Origin of the sequence: Flavobacterium sp. NKUCC04_CG (genome assembly GCF_019345525.1) — a bacterium.
In the GTDB taxonomy this organism is placed as follows: Bacteria; Bacteroidota; Bacteroidia; order Flavobacteriales; family Flavobacteriaceae; genus Flavobacterium.
The window spans coordinates 1-18340 of sequence record NZ_JAHKRA010000016.1; the positions used below are offsets into that span (position 1 = coordinate 1).

At 37.9% G+C, this 18340-nt stretch carries 18 protein-coding genes; 14 read left to right on the top strand and 4 right to left on the bottom strand.

Annotation, left to right across the window (positions count from 1 at the left end):
• Nucleotides 1–47 precede the first annotated feature (47 nt).
• The 7 genes from KO524_RS15580 to KO524_RS11980 all read left to right on the top strand — a co-directional run bounded on the left by KO524_RS15580 (nucleotide 48) and on the right by KO524_RS11980 (nucleotide 3995).
• Nucleotides 48–113, top strand: a complete 66-nt coding sequence (locus tag KO524_RS15580; protein ID WP_370629739.1) for a hypothetical protein — start codon at nucleotides 48–50, stop codon at nucleotides 111–113.
• A 12-nt stretch (nucleotides 114–125) separates the two neighbouring features.
• On the top strand, nucleotides 126–359 hold the full coding sequence (locus KO524_RS15585; protein WP_219294397.1) for a hypothetical protein: 234 nt from the start codon (nucleotides 126–128) through the stop codon (nucleotides 357–359).
• Nucleotides 320–826 (top strand): hypothetical protein, encoded by a 507-nt coding sequence (locus KO524_RS11960; RefSeq protein WP_219294399.1) that lies wholly within the window; start codon nucleotides 320–322, stop codon nucleotides 824–826. The genes KO524_RS15585 and KO524_RS11960 overlap by 40 nt, the downstream gene beginning before the upstream one ends.
• A 464-nt stretch (nucleotides 827–1290) precedes the next feature.
• Nucleotides 1291–1962, top strand: a complete 672-nt coding sequence (locus KO524_RS11965; RefSeq protein ID WP_219294401.1) for a hypothetical protein — start codon at nucleotides 1291–1293, stop codon at nucleotides 1960–1962.
• Entirely contained in the window at nucleotides 1904–2440 is a 537-nt protein-coding gene (locus tag KO524_RS11970) for a hypothetical protein (RefSeq protein ID WP_219294403.1), read from the top strand. The genes KO524_RS11965 and KO524_RS11970 overlap by 59 nt, the downstream gene beginning before the upstream one ends.
• Nucleotides 2441–2485: 45 nt before the next feature.
• Nucleotides 2486–3145 (top strand): hypothetical protein, encoded by a 660-nt coding sequence (locus KO524_RS15465; protein WP_370629740.1) that lies wholly within the window; start codon nucleotides 2486–2488, stop codon nucleotides 3143–3145.
• Entirely contained in the window at nucleotides 3129–3995 is an 867-nt protein-coding gene (locus tag KO524_RS11980) for a hypothetical protein (RefSeq protein ID WP_219294406.1), read from the top strand. Before KO524_RS15465 ends, KO524_RS11980 begins: the two co-directional genes overlap by 17 nt.
• Nucleotides 3996–4589: 594 nt before the next feature.
• On the opposite strand, the gene KO524_RS11985 is transcribed toward KO524_RS11980, so the two are convergent.
• Nucleotides 4590–4889, bottom strand: a complete 300-nt coding sequence (locus tag KO524_RS11985; protein ID WP_219294408.1) for a hypothetical protein — start codon at nucleotides 4887–4889, stop codon at nucleotides 4590–4592.
• 400 nt (nucleotides 4890–5289) lie between these two features.
• Between KO524_RS11985 and KO524_RS11990 the strand changes: the two genes are divergently transcribed.
• The 4 genes from KO524_RS11990 (at nucleotide 5290) to KO524_RS12005 (ending at nucleotide 10656) form a co-directional block, all read left to right on the top strand.
• Nucleotides 5290–5718: a hypothetical protein gene (locus tag KO524_RS11990; RefSeq protein WP_219294410.1), complete on the top strand. Its 429-nt coding sequence runs from the start codon at nucleotides 5290–5292 to the stop codon at nucleotides 5716–5718.
• Nucleotides 5719–6184: 466 nt separating this feature from the next.
• Nucleotides 6185–9586: an isoleucine--tRNA ligase gene (ileS, locus tag KO524_RS11995; RefSeq protein ID WP_219294412.1), complete on the top strand. Its 3402-nt coding sequence runs from the start codon at nucleotides 6185–6187 to the stop codon at nucleotides 9584–9586.
• Between the two features lie 7 nt (nucleotides 9587–9593).
• Complete coding sequence (locus KO524_RS12000) at nucleotides 9594–9974, top strand: TraR/DksA C4-type zinc finger protein (RefSeq protein ID WP_219294413.1); 381 nt, start codon at nucleotides 9594–9596, stop codon at nucleotides 9972–9974.
• A gap of 88 nt (nucleotides 9975–10062) precedes the next feature.
• Nucleotides 10063–10656, top strand: coding sequence for a lipoprotein signal peptidase (locus tag KO524_RS12005; RefSeq protein WP_219294415.1), 594 nt, complete (start codon nucleotides 10063–10065; stop codon nucleotides 10654–10656).
• Between the two features lie 164 nt (nucleotides 10657–10820).
• On the opposite strand, the gene KO524_RS12010 is transcribed toward KO524_RS12005, so the two are convergent.
• The 3 genes from KO524_RS12010 to KO524_RS12020 are packed head-to-tail and all read right to left on the bottom strand — an operon-like array spanning nucleotide 10821 to nucleotide 12617.
• The gene (locus KO524_RS12010) at nucleotides 10821–11042 is read right to left on the bottom strand and encodes a hypothetical protein (protein ID WP_219294417.1); all 222 of its coding nucleotides are present in this window, start codon (nucleotides 11040–11042) and stop codon (nucleotides 10821–10823) included.
• Between the two features lie 44 nt (nucleotides 11043–11086).
• Nucleotides 11087–11650: a 5-formyltetrahydrofolate cyclo-ligase gene (locus tag KO524_RS12015; protein ID WP_219294418.1), complete on the bottom strand. Its 564-nt coding sequence runs from the start codon at nucleotides 11648–11650 to the stop codon at nucleotides 11087–11089.
• Complete coding sequence (locus KO524_RS12020; protein ID WP_219294420.1) at nucleotides 11643–12617, bottom strand: succinylglutamate desuccinylase/aspartoacylase family protein; 975 nt, start codon at nucleotides 12615–12617, stop codon at nucleotides 11643–11645. The genes KO524_RS12015 and KO524_RS12020 overlap by 8 nt, the downstream gene beginning before the upstream one ends.
• A gap of 127 nt (nucleotides 12618–12744) precedes the next feature.
• Between KO524_RS12020 and uvrC the strand changes: the two genes are divergently transcribed.
• From uvrC to KO524_RS12035, 3 genes are all read left to right on the top strand, one after another.
• The gene (gene uvrC, locus KO524_RS12025) at nucleotides 12745–14541 is read left to right on the top strand and encodes an excinuclease ABC subunit UvrC (RefSeq protein ID WP_219294423.1); all 1797 of its coding nucleotides are present in this window, start codon (nucleotides 12745–12747) and stop codon (nucleotides 14539–14541) included.
• A gap of 11 nt (nucleotides 14542–14552) precedes the next feature.
• Nucleotides 14553–16799 (top strand): patatin-like phospholipase family protein, encoded by a 2247-nt coding sequence (locus KO524_RS12030; RefSeq protein ID WP_255555252.1) that lies wholly within the window; start codon nucleotides 14553–14555, stop codon nucleotides 16797–16799.
• A 358-nt stretch (nucleotides 16800–17157) separates the two neighbouring features.
• Complete coding sequence (locus KO524_RS12035; protein ID WP_219294424.1) at nucleotides 17158–18324, top strand: homogentisate 1,2-dioxygenase; 1167 nt, start codon at nucleotides 17158–17160, stop codon at nucleotides 18322–18324.
• Nucleotides 18325–18340 lie beyond the last annotated feature (16 nt).

The window sequence follows — 18340 nt, forward strand, 5'->3', positions numbered from 1 at the left end:
ACAACGGTTATAAGTTTAATGCCAAGGAATTGGATGCCGCTACCGGTATGTATTATTATGGTGCGCGTTATTACGACCCGAGTACCAGTATATTTTTGAGCGTAGACCCCTAAGCGGAGCAAACTATGGAACCGTATTCGTACGTCGGAAACAACCCGATTAATTTTACTGACCCTACGGGGATGAGTGCAAAGGAAAGTGATGGTCATTATTATGGGAGCGATGGACAGACCTATTTAGGAACGGACGGTATAAATGATAATAAGTCGGATACATTAAAAGATGGGAAATCTCCTAATCTAAAGAACCAAAATGTTAATTGGGGGGGGAGCTTGATTCAAAACATTCAAATGAATTAAAGAAGAATTCTGTTGAAGGGGTATTTGATAAAAGTAAAGTAGATACAACGGTTTCTACTATTCAAAGAACAGGTTCTGGATTTGATTTTAGCAATGCGGATTCTGATATTAAGAACGCTCTTATGTATGATTTACCACAAGGACTTCAAAATGTTGGGGACGGGATGGCAGTAGCTGGCTATGGCCTAACATTAACTGGAGTAGGTGCAGAAATTGGAGTTCCGTTAGCAGGTATTGGTAACGGGATGTCATTTGTAGGTTCAGGAATGGAAGCAATTTTTAATGTAATTGATGGAAACTATGGAAAATCTGGTCAGGGAGTAGGTTTTATAGTTGCAGGAGAATTACTTAATACGGGGTTAAATAAAGTTATTCCAGGACCTAAAAATGATTTAGGAAAGGAGATTATTAAGCAAGGAGCTGAGCTTAAATTAAAATTAATTGAAAATCAAGTTAAAGGAAATTAATGATGCAAATAATTTATTCACTATTATGCATATTAGGAGGAAGTGTGTATTTAATTTATTTAATTAAAAGGAAAAATAGTAGCACAAATTTATGGGATAAATCAATGGAATTGAGAGGATATTTAGGAGGAATAATATTTGTTATTATGGGAATAATAATGTTGTATAGGCACTTTTTTTAATATACCCCCCGCTGGTGCGCGAATATTAAAAACATTCGACTAGGCTACCTCGCGAGTCCTCTCGCGTGGTTTGTATTAGATACAAGAACACTCGATCATGCTGAGGTTTTCTGCTTGCATAAAGGTGTTTATTTAAAATGGGAGTAAGTCTTTTGACTAAGATAAAATGGAATCCGGGTTTTTGTATAAAACTTGAGTTTTAAGATTCAAATATTAGTTTATCAATTTGCCACACGAAGGGATTGACTCCGTCGAATCTTCGATTTCGTGCGGCAGCGGGGGATGAGTAAAGAAGACCATATTTTTACATTTTCTGGCGGAAAGTTGATAAGTATGGTAGATACTAAAATTGGTAATGCTTTAGTGTTTAATATTAACGGAAGGAATCAATCTTTAAATCCCTCTTCAATTGGAAACGGGACATACTTTCGGCAGGTAAGTGAATATTATGCAAGAGAACAAGGTTTTAAGGGCGATGTTAACTATAATATCGAGCCAGAAGGTGGTACGCGGGGAGGTTTTTATTCTTCTGCAAGTAAATCACTTACTATGACAGATATAACTTATTTGAATAGTCAGAACATCTACGATATTAAATCTACTGTAGGACATGAAGTAGGTCATTCTAAAAGCAAGGACCCAGTGTCATCATTTTTAGAGCATGCCGGAGTTTACTTACGACAAGATTTAGAAGGTACTAGTGATGCTTACAAAGTCAATAATGCAAATCAATTTGTCAATAGAGTTTTGAATACTTTTGATAGTAGTAAAATTGATAGTGATGGAATGTCAAAAGTGATTGAAAATTATAATGATAAAAATAATGGAGGTGTAAAAATTCATGGTTTGAATTATATGGGGACATTAAACGGGGCAAATTTTAAAACTTCAATAGATGGAATGGATAAAAGAAATGGTTTTCAATACAAAAAACTTGATGACCCAAGTCAATAGCAGATTTAGTTTCTTGTTATTTCTCTGTTTCTTCGTTTCTTGTAAGGAAAAAAGGGAATTAGACGTGTTTATTAATGATTTGACGAATAATAAAGCAGAGATGTGGGATTATTTTTATGTAGATAGTTTAATTGAACAAAAGAATGCAGTTTCTTTTTTATTTTACAAAAATGGGAGATGTGAAATTTACTCGATAAGTGTAAGAAACGGAGAGAGAATTGCCCAATACTCAGATAGACCGATTTGGAAAATGGAAAGTGATAGTATCATTGAGATGTTGTGCTATAATAAGTACAAAATAGTTTCTTACGGGCGAGATTCAATAGTACTTCGCAAAACAGAAAACCCTGGTGTCAATGAAGTAATGACACTATATAGAGTTAATGCAGACTGGAATATAAATCAGAAGAGTGTTATTCGTAGAGATTCATTAGAGGTCGCATTGAAAGGAAGAGATAATCCTTGTGTTATTTATTAATACGATTTAAAGTATTACGACCCGAGTACGAGTATCTTTTTGAGCGTGGATCCGTTAGTAGAGCAAACCATGGAACCGTATTCGTACGTCGGAAACAACCCGATTAATTTTACTGACCCTACGGGGATGAGTGCGGAATCTGTTAGTGGTCCTCCTAAGATTGTTGTTGCTGTGACGAACAAAGTTGTAAAAGCAGTTTTAAGTGCAATTGTTAAGTATGATTTATATGGTGCTGGAGGAGCAATAATGTATAATGGATCTAAAGGAGCAAGCGGCAATCAATCTTTAATTAGGCAATCAAATAAGAATTATAGTCCAGATTTTTGGGATGTTTCGGGATTTATTGACGCTGCTTCTACATTTGGACCTGGAGGCCCGAAAGTGAGTAGAAAACCAGGAAGTTCAACAAGTCAAAATGCATTTAGAAAATTTGCAGCAGGAGTAGAGGATGGAAAGAAGGTTGAAAGTGCAATTAATGCTGTGGAAAAGCATGATGAGGCGAATGCGAAAATTGTAAAAGAGATTGGGGTAATTGTTAATTATGATATTTCTGTTTCAGATGGTAAAACAACATCAGTCGAACAGAATCATACAAGTGTTCAGTTTACAGGTACAGCAGAACAAAATAAAAAAAGTCAAGATTCATTACAAGAGAAAAATAAACAAAGAGCAAGTGTAAAAGAACTATATGAGAAACCTAATTAAAATTTGTCTTAGTGTATTTGTGTCGATTTTGGTGGTTTCTTGTAATAAAAAAAGACTTGAAATAGAATATTTCGAAAACGGGACAGTTAAAATAGAGAATTATTATTTAAATGATGAAAAGCAAAAAACAATTGTATTTAATAAAGATGGTTTAGTACAAAGGGTCATGTATTTTAATGATGAAAAGATTGTCGATACGATTTTTGGATATTCATCGGATAAAAGAATTCGAAGTTATTTAACGCAAAATTCAATTAGTCATTCTTTGTATGAGAAAGTGGATGAAAAAGGAAATATTATTGAAAAAGGAAATCTTTTTAATGGTTCTCGGGTAGGTTGGTGGTGTTATTATAATGAGTTAGGAATAAAAACAGAAGAAAGATATTTTGTGTTAAAGACAGGGGAGAACGAGTATTCACAACATATTAGATATAGTCCTGATGGAAAGGTAAATGAATTGGAGAGTAATTATGTAAAGTTTTTAGTTTCAGATACATTGTATTTAGGTAAAAGTACTGGGACATTGATTTTTAAAAAGATACTTAAGTATGGAACAGATACCAATATTTGTATAGGATATAATTTGAAGCCTGACTACAGTAATATTACAGACTCTAAGGTTGATACTTTTTATTCCGCGAATAATGATGGTTTTTTTGGAGTGGATTTTAAGGTTTTAGGGAAGCAAACTATTCGTGGTTTTGTATATGAAATCGATATGAAAAAAACGAATGATACGACATTGAGTATTCAAGAAGCGGAAAGGTGTTTTGAAAAAACGTTCTTTATAATACCACGACCAGATTCTATTCCAAAAGATAAAGTAATGCATTATCATATTAAAAAATAGCCCCCGCTACCGCACCAAATGTAATTCGACGAACTCAATCCCTTCGTGTGGTATATAAATAACAAAATCCCAACTTACGGTTGGGATTTTTTTATTTAAGAATAGCTTGTAATTTATTTTTGGCAAGAAACCCCGCTACCGCACGAATCCTTTCCCCCGCTAGTGCACGAAGGATAAAATCTTCGCTATCGCGCGAGCACGTCATTAAGTTAATATATTAAACATTTGATTTACATGTGTTTATGCTTGTTTTTTTAATAGTGATTTCGTGTGTTTACTTGACAACCAAGTAGTCTCCCCCGCTGTTACGCGTGTATTAAAAATGTCCGGCTACGCTACCGCGCGAGTCCTCTCGCGTGGTCTATGTCAAATAAAAAACGCTCAATTATATTGGGCGTTTTGTGTTTACTAAGGTAGTTTAGATAAAAGGATGTCTTCCAACTTTGTCAAAAAACAATTAGGTTTCTTTGTATATTAACTGCGGTTTAAGAGTTGAATATTAGAATATTGATTTGCCACACGAAAGGATTCGTTCGGCAGCGGGGGGTTAGTTGATAATGTAGTGGTATATGAATCTTATAGTTAAGAAAACTTCTAACGAAAAGTAATATCGTGCAGAAAGTGTTTTTTATTAAGTATTGTTGAGGTGCATGTGCCACACGAAAGGATTCGTGCGGCAGCGGGGGCTTTATCTTCTTCTGGTAAATCGTCAATTTCGTTGAGTCGATGTAGCATCTCGGGATTTTTGAGGATGTTAATTTGAGATGTTTCTCCAAGTAAGTATCCTACGGTAGTACCTAATTCATCGACCAATCTTTTGACTACATCAATGGATGGTTTTACTGTCCCGATAACTATCGTTTTCACTTTGTACTTTACTTTTGAATTTCGCACAATCTTTTCGACCTTATAAAAAATCCGTTAAGAAATCGCTGCAACGCAGCCGAAAAAAGATTTTGTGTTTGACCGCAGGGAGTTAAAATCTTTTAGGCGGAGTCAAGTGATTTTAGGAATTTTTTATAGCGTCTTGACTTTTTGCTTCGTTTTGTGTCAAGACAAAATGAAGAGAATTGTAGCGCTCAATCTTTGAAAACAAAATTTTGCTCGAACGTACCCCGCTACCGCACGAAATGTAATTCGACGAAGTTAATCCTTTGGTGTGGAGGAAAATAAAGTTCTTATTTGTTTAAAAAAGGGTGTTTTTTAAAAACAAACTTAATAATAAATAAATATCTCCGATGATATAATCAAAAAAAACCTTAATCTTGGGTGCTTAGAAAAAAACAAAATACCGATGATAAAAAAGATAATAGGAATGGGCTTAGCTTTTGTGGCTTTTAATTGTGGAACAATCAAAACCGCGGAAGGGGCTAGTGAGCCGCCAATAAAAAAGGAACAACAACAGCAATCGCCTTTGGGTACTTGGGTATTGGTTCAACGTTCTGGTGGGATTACAGGCGCCACAGCTACATTTGATCCGGCTGCAAAGGAGAAGGTAATACTTATAGAAAGCAACAAATTCATCGTTTGGGAAAAAGACGTCAAAAAGTCTGAGCAAGCCTATGTAATAGAAAAGGGAAAAGTCATTGAAAGTACAGTGCCTCAAGATATTTTAAAAGGAGAACAGTCCATGCCGCAGTCTATTACTTTTAAAGACGGCAATCTGGTTCTGAGAACACAGTGTTACGATTGTTATACCGAGCTGTATCAACGAATCCGTTAATATCTAAAACCCTTAAATCATTAGCCGTTGGACTTCAGGTCTTAACGGTTTTTTGTTTTTGTGCAGTTTTGAAATGTTATAAAAATATCAAATAGGTTTATTAATCTATTGGTTGATTTTTTTAGTCCGTTTTCGTCCCATGTTTTTGAAATAAGAAGCATTTATTTAGTAAAGCATTTCACGTTTTGAAATTATAATTCAAGCTGTTTTTCCATAAATTAATTAATCAAATTTTAATTTGTTTTTGGGTTGTTTTACTGAACTAATGGGCGGTCTATATCGCCCTGATTGCTGTTTTATAAACGCGTAAAAACCAAGATATACCGCGGTATAATTCCGAGTTACGGGCTGTATTTACAATTCAAATTGTGGATAATGTTGTTTTGCTTGTCTTTTACTATTACAGTAAGGGGATAATTAGTTGAAATTGTTTAATTTCGCACTACTGATTTTGAAAAAAGATATAATGAGCACGAAATTTACAGAATATAAAGGACTAGACTTGACAAATGTAGCTGCAGAAATGCTGCAGTTTTGGAATGAACAATCTATATTCGAGAAGAGCATTACCAGCAGAGAAGGTAATCAACCGTTTGTGTTTTTTGAGGGACCTCCTTCGGCAAATGGAAAACCGGGTATTCACCACGTAATGGCTCGTGCGATTAAAGATATTTTTTGCCGTTATAAAACTCAAAAGGGATTTCAAGTAAAGCGTAAGGCCGGATGGGATACCCACGGTTTGCCGGTAGAGCTGGGAACCGAAAAAGAATTGGGAATCACCAAAGAAGATATTGGAACTAAAATTTCGGTAGAAGAGTATAACGAAGCTTGTAAGAGAACCGTAATGCGTTATACTGATTTATGGAACGAATTGACCGAAAAAATGGGATATTGGGTAGATATGGACGATCCATATGTAACCTATAAATCCAAATATATGGAAACCGTTTGGTGGTTGTTAAAGCAAATTTACGATAAAAACCTGTTGTACAAAGGTTATACCATACAACCGTATTCACCTAAGGCGGGTACTGGTTTGTCCACACACGAACTTAACCAACCCGGAAGTTATAGAGAGGTAACCGATACTACTATCGTAGCGCAATTTTTGGCGATAGAGGCTACCTTACCCGAATTTTTAAAGGGTTATGGAGCGATTCACTTTATGGCTTGGACCACCACACCGTGGACCTTGCCGTCGAATACGGCTTTGACTGTTGGAGCAAAAATTGATTATGTGTTGGTTAAAACCTATAATCAATATACGTTTGAACCGATTCAAGTGGTTTTGGCCAAGGCTTTGGTAGCTAAGCAATTTGCTGGAAAATTCACGGCTGTTGAAACTGAAGAGGAACTGGCCAATTACGTTGCCAACGACAAAAAAATACCGTATTTCACCGTTAAAGAATTTAAAGGAGCCGATTTGGTTGGAGCTACCTATGAGCAGTTGTTACCTTATACGTTGCCGTATCAAAACGCGGAAAACGCCTTTAGAATTATTGCGGGTGATTTTGTAACCACAGAAGACGGAACTGGGATTGTGCATACGGCGCCAACTTTTGGTGCAGATGATGCACGTGTTGCCAAAGAAGCCATTCCGGAAGTACCGCCCATGTTGATTTTAGACGAAGCAGAAAATGCTGTGCCTTTGGTCGATTTGCAGGGGAGATTTGTAAGTGCTATGGGAGACTTGGCGGGTAAATACGTTAAAAACGAATATTACGACGACGGCCAAGAGCCAGAGCGTTCGGTTGACGTGGAAATCGCCATTCGTTTAAAAGAGGAAAACAAAGCATTTAAAGTAGAAAAATACGTACACAGTTACCCACATTGTTGGAGAACAGACAAACCGATTTTATATTACCCGTTGGATTCGTGGTTTATCAAAGTTACGGAGGTAAAAGACCGTATGTTTGACTTAAACGAAACCATCAATTGGAAACCTAAATCTACTGGTGAAGGACGTTTTGGAAACTGGTTAAAAAACGCCAACGATTGGAACTTGTCCCGATCGCGTTATTGGGGAATTCCGTTACCGATTTGGAGAACAGAAGACAATTCGGAGGAAATCATCATCGGTTCTATAGCGGAATTGATGGAGGAAATCCAAAAATCTATCGCTGCAGGCGTACAGCAAGGCAATCCATTCGAAGGGTTTGAAGTAGGTAATATGGCTGAGGAAAACTACGAATTGGTGGACTTGCATAAAAACGTAGTCGATAAAATTGTATTGGTTTCGGCTTCGGGTAAACCGATGCAACGCGAAACTGATTTAATCGATGTATGGTTTGATTCGGGATCCATGCCTTATGCGCAATGGCATTACCCGTTTGAAAACAAAGAAATGGTAGACGGTCATGCGGCTTTTCCGGCAGACTTTATAGCCGAGGGAGTCGATCAAACCAGAGGTTGGTTTTATACATTACACGCCATTTCAACCTTGGTTTTTGATACCAATGCTTATAAAAACGTCATGTCAAACGGTTTGGTATTGGATAAAAATGGTCAAAAGATGTCCAAACGTTGGGGGAATGCTGTTGATCCTTTTGAAACTTTGGAAACATACGGTCCGGACGCTACACGTTGGTATATGATATCCAATGCGAACCCCTGGGACAATTTAAAATTTGATGTAGATGGCATTGCTGAGGTACGAAGAAAATTCTTCGGAACCCTTTACAATACCTATTCGTTCTTTGTGCTTTATGCCAATATAGACGGATTTAATTATAGTGAGGCTGAAGTGCCTTTGGAACAACGTCCAGAAATAGACCGTTGGATTCTATCGGAATTGCACACCTTAATAAAAAATGTAGATGCGTTTTATCTGGACTACGAACCAACTAGAGCTGCTCGTGCGATATCCGACTTTGTTCAGGAAAACCTGAGCAATTGGTATGTGCGTTTATGTAGAAGAAGATTTTGGAAAGGCGAGTATGCTACCGATAAAATAGCGGCCTACCAAACCTTGTATACGTGTTTGACTACCGTTGCCAAATTATCGGCTCCGATAGCACCGTTTTTCATGGATAAACTTTACAAAGACTTAACGCAAACTACGGCTAAGGAATCTTTTGAATCGGTACATTTGGCTGAGTTTCCTAAATTTGATGAGGCGTTTATCGACAAGAAATTGGAGAGCAGAATGGAAAAAGCACAGACCGTTTCATCCCTAGTACTCTCATTGCGTAAAAAAGAGATGATTAAGGTACGTCAACCGCTTCAAAAGGTGATTATTCCCGTGTTGGACGAATTGCAAAGAGAAGAGTTAATGGCTGTTTCTGACTTGATTATGGCTGAAGTAAACGTAAAACAAATTGAATTAATTGACGATGCTTCGGGAGTATTGGTGAAACAAATCAAACCGAATTTTAAAACCTTGGGTCCGCGCTTTGGTAAGGACATGGGATTGATTGCCAGTAAGATACAGTCTTTTACGGCGAATCAGATTGCTGAAATTGAAAAAAACGGAGAAATTTGTGTAGATTTAGCAGAAAATAGTGTTATATTAACACTCTCGGAGGTGGAAATCACTTCTCAGGATATCGAAGGCTGGTTAGTTGCTAATTCTGATGGAATTACTGTTGCCCTAGATATTACCATAACAGAGGAGCTTCGCAAAGAGGGAATCGCAAGAGAATTGATTAATCGTATCCAAAACTTGCGAAAAGATAGCGGTTTGGAAGTAACCGATAAAATCAAAGTAGTTTTACAAGACCAAGCAGTGATTAAAGCAGCTGTTTTGGCCAATGAAGACTATATTAAGTCAGAAACGTTAACACATACATTAGAATTCGTATCAAATGTAGTAGACGGAATCGAAATCGAGTTTGACGAACTTAAAACAAGAGTATTAATTTTAAAATAAGCATGTTATGATAGGAGAAAATATCCGTTACTCTGATGCTGATTTGACAGAATTCAAAGAATTAATTTTGAAAAAGATCGAAAAGGCGCAAGCCGATTTAGAACTGATCAAAAGTGCCTACATGAACGACTTAAACAACGGAACGGATGATACGTCTCCAACGTTTAAAGCTTTTGAGGAAGGAAGTGAAACCATGTCAAAAGAAGCAAATTCTCAATTGGCTATCCGTCAGGAAAAGTTTATTAGAGATTTAAAAAATGCGTTGATCCGCATTGAAAACAAAACTTACGGTATCTGCAAAGTTACTGGTAAATTGATTAACAAAGAACGATTAAAATTGGTTCCGCACGCTACTATGAGTATCGAGGCGAAAAACCTACAACGATAGTCTTCTAAGAATAAAAAACGCTCTTCTTGTAGAGCGTTTTTTTTATCTCTCAAAATAATAAATTACATTTGTTGCCAAATCACAAAAAATGACACTTAAAAAAGCCTCGCTGCTCGTAATCGCTGTTCTTTTAATAGATCAATGGTCTAAAATATATATTAAAACGAATTTTCTTCTGGACGAAGAAGTCTTTGTTTGGGATTGGTTTCGCATTCATTTTATAGAAAATGAAGGTATGGCTTGGGGAGTAGAACTTCCAGGGGCTTATGGCAAATTGTTTTTAACCTTATTCCGGATTGTGGCCGTGGGCGGTATTGCCTATTGGTTATACGATGCGGTTAAAAAGCAGGCATCTTCCTTTATGATAGTTGCCGTGTCCTTAATTCTTGCCGGTGCGGTAGGTAATATTATCGATTCGGTTTTTTATGGCGTTATTTTTAACGAAAGTCATCACGAAGTGGCTACTTTATTTTCGGATCAACCATACGGTACTTGGTTTCACGGTAAAGTGGTCGATATGTTTTACTTTCCTATTTGGAAGGGGTATTTGCCGAACTGGTTACCAATTTGGGGTGGAAAGTATTTTACCTTCTTCAATGCTATCTTTAACGTGGCAGATGCTGCAATCTCAGTAGGTGTTGGAATTTTAATTGCATTTAATAAACGGGCCTTTGCTAAGTAAAACAAGGCATTAATAAAAATAAAAAAAACCACGGTCTAGCATTCGCTAATCAGTGGTTTTTTACTTTCAAATCATACCCGAATTCGGAGCTGATTTTGCATTCAAGATAATGGATTTTAGAGCTAAAATGATATTATAAAATAAGAATCCTTTTAGACTCTCGATTAACGGTGTTTGTTGTGTCCGTGGTTATGCTTATCCTTTTTGTGCTTTTTGTGTTTGTTTTTGTTGTGATGTTTATTGTGGTGTGGCGGATTTTCCTGAACAATAACAACAGGTCTTCTTCTGTGATGAGGTGCTTCGTGTACCACGCAGCTGCTGAGTCCTACACTAGCGATAATCAATACAATCAGCAATCGCGAATGTTTTAAAATAAAATTTTTCATAGCTTTTCTTTTTATACCCTATTCAATAGCTATGCCAACAATTTTTAGAAACTATAAATTTTGTGTGGTGTGATGCAAAAATCCAAAGGAATATCGGTGTTAAGTGTGTCGGCTATAGCTTCTTCGGCATCGAATAAGCTCAATCCAATTTTAACAACATCGGGTCGGCATAATTCTAGAAAGCGATCGTAGAATCCCTTCCCATATCCCACGCGTTGTCCCGTAACATCAAAAGCCAACAACGGTATAAACACCACATCAACCTGTTGATCGGGGACGGTAATACCGGCTGTAGGTTCGGGTATGTTGTAGGCGTTTTTTTCGATTCGGGTGTTGTCGGTTAATAAAAAATGCGTCAGTGATCCGTCGGAAAAATTTGATTTGGAGAGTAAAATATTTTTGTCTTTACCCGATAAGATGTGTAAAAGGTATTCGGTATTGATTTCTTTTTTTTCGGTAATAGGTAGGAAAATATGGTAATTGGTGTACGACCATATCGGCATCTTTAAAGATTGATTGGCGAGTTTTAGACTCAGCTCATCTATTTGTTCTTCGGTAAGCGCGTTGCGCAATGCTTGGTATTTCAGGCGTAATTCTTTTTTAGTCATGTTGTAGTAGTGCGGTGGATATATGAAAAATAGCATCGCCTTGATAGACAATCGAAGCGTCATTGGTATTGATAATGTAGCCAGAATAGGGAGCTTTTACCGGTTGCTCACCTTTGCCATAGGGATCGGAAATCACGGCCAAGACAGTTCCTTTGGTTACATAGGCTCCTATTTCAGTATGGTTGAGGAAAAGCCCTGAGTTTTTGGATCTGATCCAATAGGATTTGGCGATATAACAAATTCTTTGGTCGGATACCGGCACGGTAAATGCGGGGCGAAGCATACCTAAATGATCGAGGAAGCGCTTGGTGCCCGCCACGCCCATGTCGGATACCGAGCGGTTGATATCCATGGATTTCCCACCTTCAAACAACAACATCTTAACTTGTCTTTTGGCACAGGCATTTCGAAACGAACCGGCTATATAATTGGAATACAATACAAAGGGTGCTTGAAACACTCCGGCTAATTCGTCCAGTTCGGGGCTGCCTGGGGCAATTCGAATCTGAGGTGCATTAAAACGGCTGGCGCCTCCAGCGTGGAAATCGATGGCATAATCGACCAGTGGTAAAATGTGTTTTACCAAATAGTGTGCAAATTGGCTGGCCAAAGAACCTGCTTTACTACCGGGAAACATACGGTTTAAATCGCGTCCGTCGGGAAACTCTCTGGTTTTGTTGATAAAGCCAAAAATATTAATTACCGGAATACAGATGATGGTTCCCGTTTTGGGGATATTTATTTTTTGATGAATCAGTTGACGAACAATGTCGATACCGTTTAATTCGTCGCCGTGAATACCTGCCGATAAAAGTACGGTGGGGCCCTCTGTTTTTGATCGCGACACGATGATCGGAACCTTTAAACGGGTAGCGGTATGAAACTTGGCGATTTCCAGATTGATGGTCTTGGTTTCTCCAGGAGCCACTTTCTCATCCAAAATTTCAATTATTCTAGAATTTCTCATTTCGTGATTTTAAAAGATAAATGTAATAAAAAAGCCAGTCCCAATTGGTATATTTAAACAGTAGATTTGAATTATCCGCTATAAGGGTTTACTTTTGTTAGAGCGTAAAGCCCATATCCAAAAACCGATGAAAAACAATTCCTCTTTAGAACTGCAGATTAAAACACTACCCGATGAACCTGGGGTGTATCAGTATTTTGACAAAGAAGATAAAATTTTGTATGTGGGTAAGGCAAAAAATTTGCGAAAGCGGGTGGCTTCTTATTTCAACAAAATCCACGACAACGCAAAAACCAATGTTTTAGTCAAGAAAATTGTTTCGATAAAGCATATCGTTGTGCCTACAGAGACCGATGCGCTGTTGTTGGAAAACAATCTCATCAAACGGCTGCAACCGCGCTACAACGTATTGTTGAAAGACGATAAAACTTATCCGTGGATTTGTATTAAAAGGGAGCCGTTTCCAAGGGTATTCTCTACCCGTATAATGGTTAAGGATGGTTCAGAATATTTTGGTCCTTATACCAGCGGTAAAACCGTATATACCTTATTAGACTTGATAAAAGAATTGTATCCGTTGCGAACTTGTGCCTACGATCTATCCGTAACCAATGTCAATACCGGAAAATATAAAGTGTGTTTGGAATACCATATCGGAAATTGTCAAGGACCTTGCGAGAGTTATGAAACCGAATCGCAATACGCAAAAAAAATCGATGCAATTCGCGAAATACTCAAGGGGAATTTTAAAGAGAGTTTAAAGGATTTCCGTACCCATATGATGCAATTGGCATCGGAAATGAAATTTGAAGAGGCGCAGAAAATCAAAGAAAAGATGGAAACTCTCGAAAATTATCAGTCTCGATCAACCATAGTAAGTCCTAAAATATCCAATATAGATGTTTTTTCCATCATATCGGATGAGGCCATGGCCTATGTCAACTTCTTACAGGTTTCTCATGGTGCTATTATTCGTTCGCATACCATGGAATTGAAAAAAAAATTAGACGAGACCGATTTGGAATTGTTGGAATTGGCCATAGTAGAATTGCGGGAGCGATTTCAATTGCTTTCCAAAGAAATCATCGTGCCGTTTGAAGTAAATTTGGGTAAGGATTTACAGGTCACAGTACCCAAATTGGGTGATAAAAAGAAAATCCTTGATCTTTCGGAGCGCAATGCGCGTTACTACCGTTTGGATCAGATGAAACAAGTAAAAATTGTGGATCCCGAGCGACATGCCAATAGAATCATGCAGCAAATGAAAAAAGATTTGCGTTTGTCGGTAGAGCCTCGACACATTGAGTGTTTTGATAACTCCAACATTCAGGGAACCAATCCGGTTGCTGCCTGTGTGGTGTTTAAAGATGGGAAACCCAGCAAAAAGGACTACCGACATTTTAATATAAAAACCGTAGAGGGTCCCAACGACTTCGCATCTATGGAGGAGGTGGTTTACAGGCGCTATAAGCGACTTTTAGACGAGGGGCAGCCGTTGCCGCAATTGATCATTATCGATGGGGGAAAGGGGCAATTATCGTCGGCTTTAAAGAGTTTGGACGATTTGGGTTTACGAGGAAAAATTGCGATTATCGGAATTGCTAAGCGCTTGGAAGAGTTGTTTTATCCCGGCGATACCGTACCGCTTTATTTGGATAAAAAATCCGAAACCTTAAAAGTAATTCAGTATCTTCGAAACGAGGCACATAGATTTGGAATTACCTTCCATCGGGACAAGCGAAGTAAGGGGGCAATACAGACTTCACTGGATGATATTCCAGGCATAGGTGAGAAAACCACGGAAGTTTTGATTGGCCATTTTAAGTCAGTAAAACGTATAAAGGAGGCTACTGAGAAAGAACTAGAGGCGGTAGTTGGCTTGTCTAAGGCTAGAAAAATACGCCAATTTTATAATAAGGAATAAAAACACTTACTATGGTAGCTTCATTAATTTCGAAAAACAATAGGTATTTAGATATGAGAAACTTTTTTGTTGTTTTGGTTTTCTTTTGTGTGACAGCTGTTGCTGTGGCTCAGGATGAAGAAGCGGATCGTCCGAAAATAGGTGTAGTGTTAAGTGGTGGTGGTGCAAAGGGATTGGCACATATTGGAGTACTTAAAGTGATTGAAGAAGCTGGTATAAAAGTGGACTATATTGCCGGAACGAGTATGGGGGCTATAATCGGCGGTTTATATGCTGCGGGTTATACCGCTTCGGAACTCGATTCCATTTTTCAAAAAGTCGATTCCGACGCACTTATTCAAGATTATGTGCCGCGAATTTCCAAATCGTTTTACGAAAAGAAAAACGACGAAATTTATACGGTCAGTTTACCTTTCGAGAAATTTAAAATTGGCGTTCCCAAGGCCTTGTCTAAGGGGATGTATAACTATAATTTACTGAGTCGCTTATTGGCACATGTTCGGCATGTTCGAGATTTTGACGAACTGAAGATTCCGTTTCTATGTGTAGCGACCAATGCGGAAACAGGTGAGGCGGTGATTTTGAGGTCGGGCAATTTACCTCAGGCTATTTTAGCCAGCGGTGCATTTCCATCTTTGTATTCTCCGGTTGAAATCGAAGGTATCATGTTGATTGACGGGGGAGTGGTTAACAATTATCCCATACAAGAATTGCGCGATATGGGTGCCGAGTTTATTATCGGAGTTGATGTACAAGACGGCTTAAAAGACCGGAATGCCATAACCGGCGCCACAGATCTGTTGTTGCAGATTTCCAATTTTTCGACCATTCGGCAAATGCAACGAAAAAAGAAAAAAACCGATATCTATATCAAACCAGATATTTCGGGTTATAACGTAGTCTCTTTTGACTTGGGAAAAGACATCATTAAAAAGGGGGAGGAAGCTGCTGAAAAATCCAAAGAGGAGCTCTTAGAAATAGGAGGTAATTTTAACGCCGTTAAAGAGCATTTTGTACCTAAGTTTAATGATACCCTTCGAATATCGGCTATAGATAACAACAAACTAGATACCTATACATCTGCTTATGTACAGGGAAAGTTGGGTTTTCGTTCCCATTCCAAAATCACCTATGAAACCTTGGGGAAAGGGATTGATAATCTAAATGGAACCCAGAACTTTAGTGGTATAGCCTATCAATTTGAACAAGATGGCGATCAAGATATCCTACAGGTAAGATTGGATGAAAACCCGGTTCGACGTTTTTTAAAGTTGGGATTGCATTACGACGGCTTGTATAAAAGTGCTGCTTTGGTTAATATCACGCAGAAAAAATTGTTATTTAAGAACGATGTGGCTTCGCTAGATGTAATCTTGGGAGATAATACCCGTTACAATTTAAACTACTATATCGATAATGGTTTTTATTGGAGTGTTGGGCTGTCTTCTAAGCTAAAGCGTTTTTCGCGTACGGTACCTTATCGCGATTTGAATCGGGGTGAAGGAATGCCAGGTAATTTGAGTTTGGATTATGAAGAATTGTCCAATCGTTTGTACTTCCAAACCATATTTGCACAGAAATTCTTAATCGGGATTGGTGCAGAACACAAATACCTCAATGTACAGTCTAAAACAATTAGTTTGGAACGAGCGATTTTCGATAAGAGCCACTATGTGGCTGGGCATGCATACCTCACTTTTGACAGCTATGATAATAAGTATTTCCCGACTAAGGGATTTATGATGAAAGGAGAATATACTCAATATGTGTTTTCGAGCGATTACAACAATGATTTCGAGCCTTTTTCTCATATCAATGCAGAGGTTGGATTTGTCAAGAAAATCTACAAGGGTTTGGTCTTGAATCTGCATTCAGAAATTGGTATGACCTTAGGGTCTCAGCCCAAATCATCTTTTTTTAATTACTTCTTAGGGGGATATGGGTATGCGGAAACCAGCAATGTGGTGCCGTTTTTTGGTTATGATTTCCTTAGTTTATACGATAATTCCTATATCAAGGGGACAATCAAGTTGGATTACGAAATTTTTAAACGCAACCATGTCAATTTAACGGCAAACTTCGCCAATATTGGTAACGTGATTTTTGAAAACACCGATTGGATTTCAAAACCAGAATATACCGGATACGCTATAGGATATGGTATGGAAACCCTTTTTGGACCTATAGAGATTAAACACTCTTGGTCGCCAGATACCCGCAGCCATTATACGTGGTTTGGGGTAGGTTTTTGGTTTTAGTTCGGGTATTTCTTAGACCATTGATAATCGGCTTGTTGGTAATGGTCCGTCATGATCTTTGCGCTAAGGTCCGTTTTTAATGTTTTTTTGTGGCTTAGAGGGTTTTTTTTATCAAAAAAATCAAAATAGCATAGAGGCGCAATTGTTAAAACCGAAATTTTAAATTCCCTTTTCAAATAAATGCAGTATTTTTAAGGTATAAAATTGCAGATGTTATTTTTTTCTCGATATTTGTAAAGTAATGAAAACAACTTGGAACGGTTTATTGGCATTAATTAAATATCTGATCAAGAGAAATCCTGAATGAGATTGCAACTTTGTAGATAAGAATAACTAGCATTAATCAAACAAAGTAATTATGCCCTTATATCATCAATTAGGAATTATTCCTCCGAAGAGACATACTATTTTTAGAAAGCCCAATGGAGATTTGTATTACGAACAACTCTTTGGAACTATTGGTTTTGACGGTATGTCAACCAATATGTATCACGAACACCGTCCTACTCAAGTAAAAGAGATTAAGAGACAGTATAGTGTTGCCCCAAAAATTGCACGTGCAAACAACATCCAATCTTATCGTTTACGAGGCTTTCAGGTAAAACCAGAAAACGATTTTTTAGAAAGTCGTAAAGCGGTGTTGACCAATAGCGATTGTACGATTGTTTTGGCTGCCCCTAAAGCGTCAACTACAGAATATTTTTATAAAAACACCGATTCTGACGAACTTATTTTCGTGCACAGAGGGACGGGAACATTGAGAACCATGTTAGGGAATTTAACCTTTAAATATGGGGATTACCTTTTGATTCCAAGAGGAGTTATTTATAAAATAGATTTTGATACCGAAGACAACCGCCTTTTTATAGTAGAGTCGCGTAGGCCGATTTATACCCCTAAGAGATACCGTAACTGGTTTGGACAATTACTAGAGCATTCACCATTTTGCGAGAGAGACATCCGCCGTCCTGATCATTTGGAAACTCATGACGAAAAAGGGGATTTTTTGATTAAGGTCAGAAAACAAGATGAAATCTTCGACATGGTCTATGCTACACATCCTTTTGATGTTGTTGGTTATGATGGTTATAATTATCCGTATGCTTTTTCCATTCACGACTTCGAGCCGATTACAGGACGTATTCATCAACCGCCACCGGTACATCAAACCTTTGAGACCGATGCGTTTGTGATTTGTTCCTTTGTACCGCGTTTGTACGACTATCATCCCGATTCTATACCAGCCCCTTACAATCACAGTAATATAGACAGTGATGAGGTGCTTTATTATGTAGACGGTGATTTTATGAGTAGAAACGATATTGAAGCCGGACACATTTCCCTCCACCCAGCGGGTATTCCTCACGGACCGCACCCGGGTGCGGTAGAGCGCAGTATTGGAAAAACAAGCACTGAAGAATTGGCGGTAATGGTTGATACCTTTAAACCGTTAATGCTTACAGAAGAAGCAATGCAAATTGCGGATGAATCCTATTATCAGTCGTGGCTTGATGGTCACAAATAAAAAAAACAACTAACAC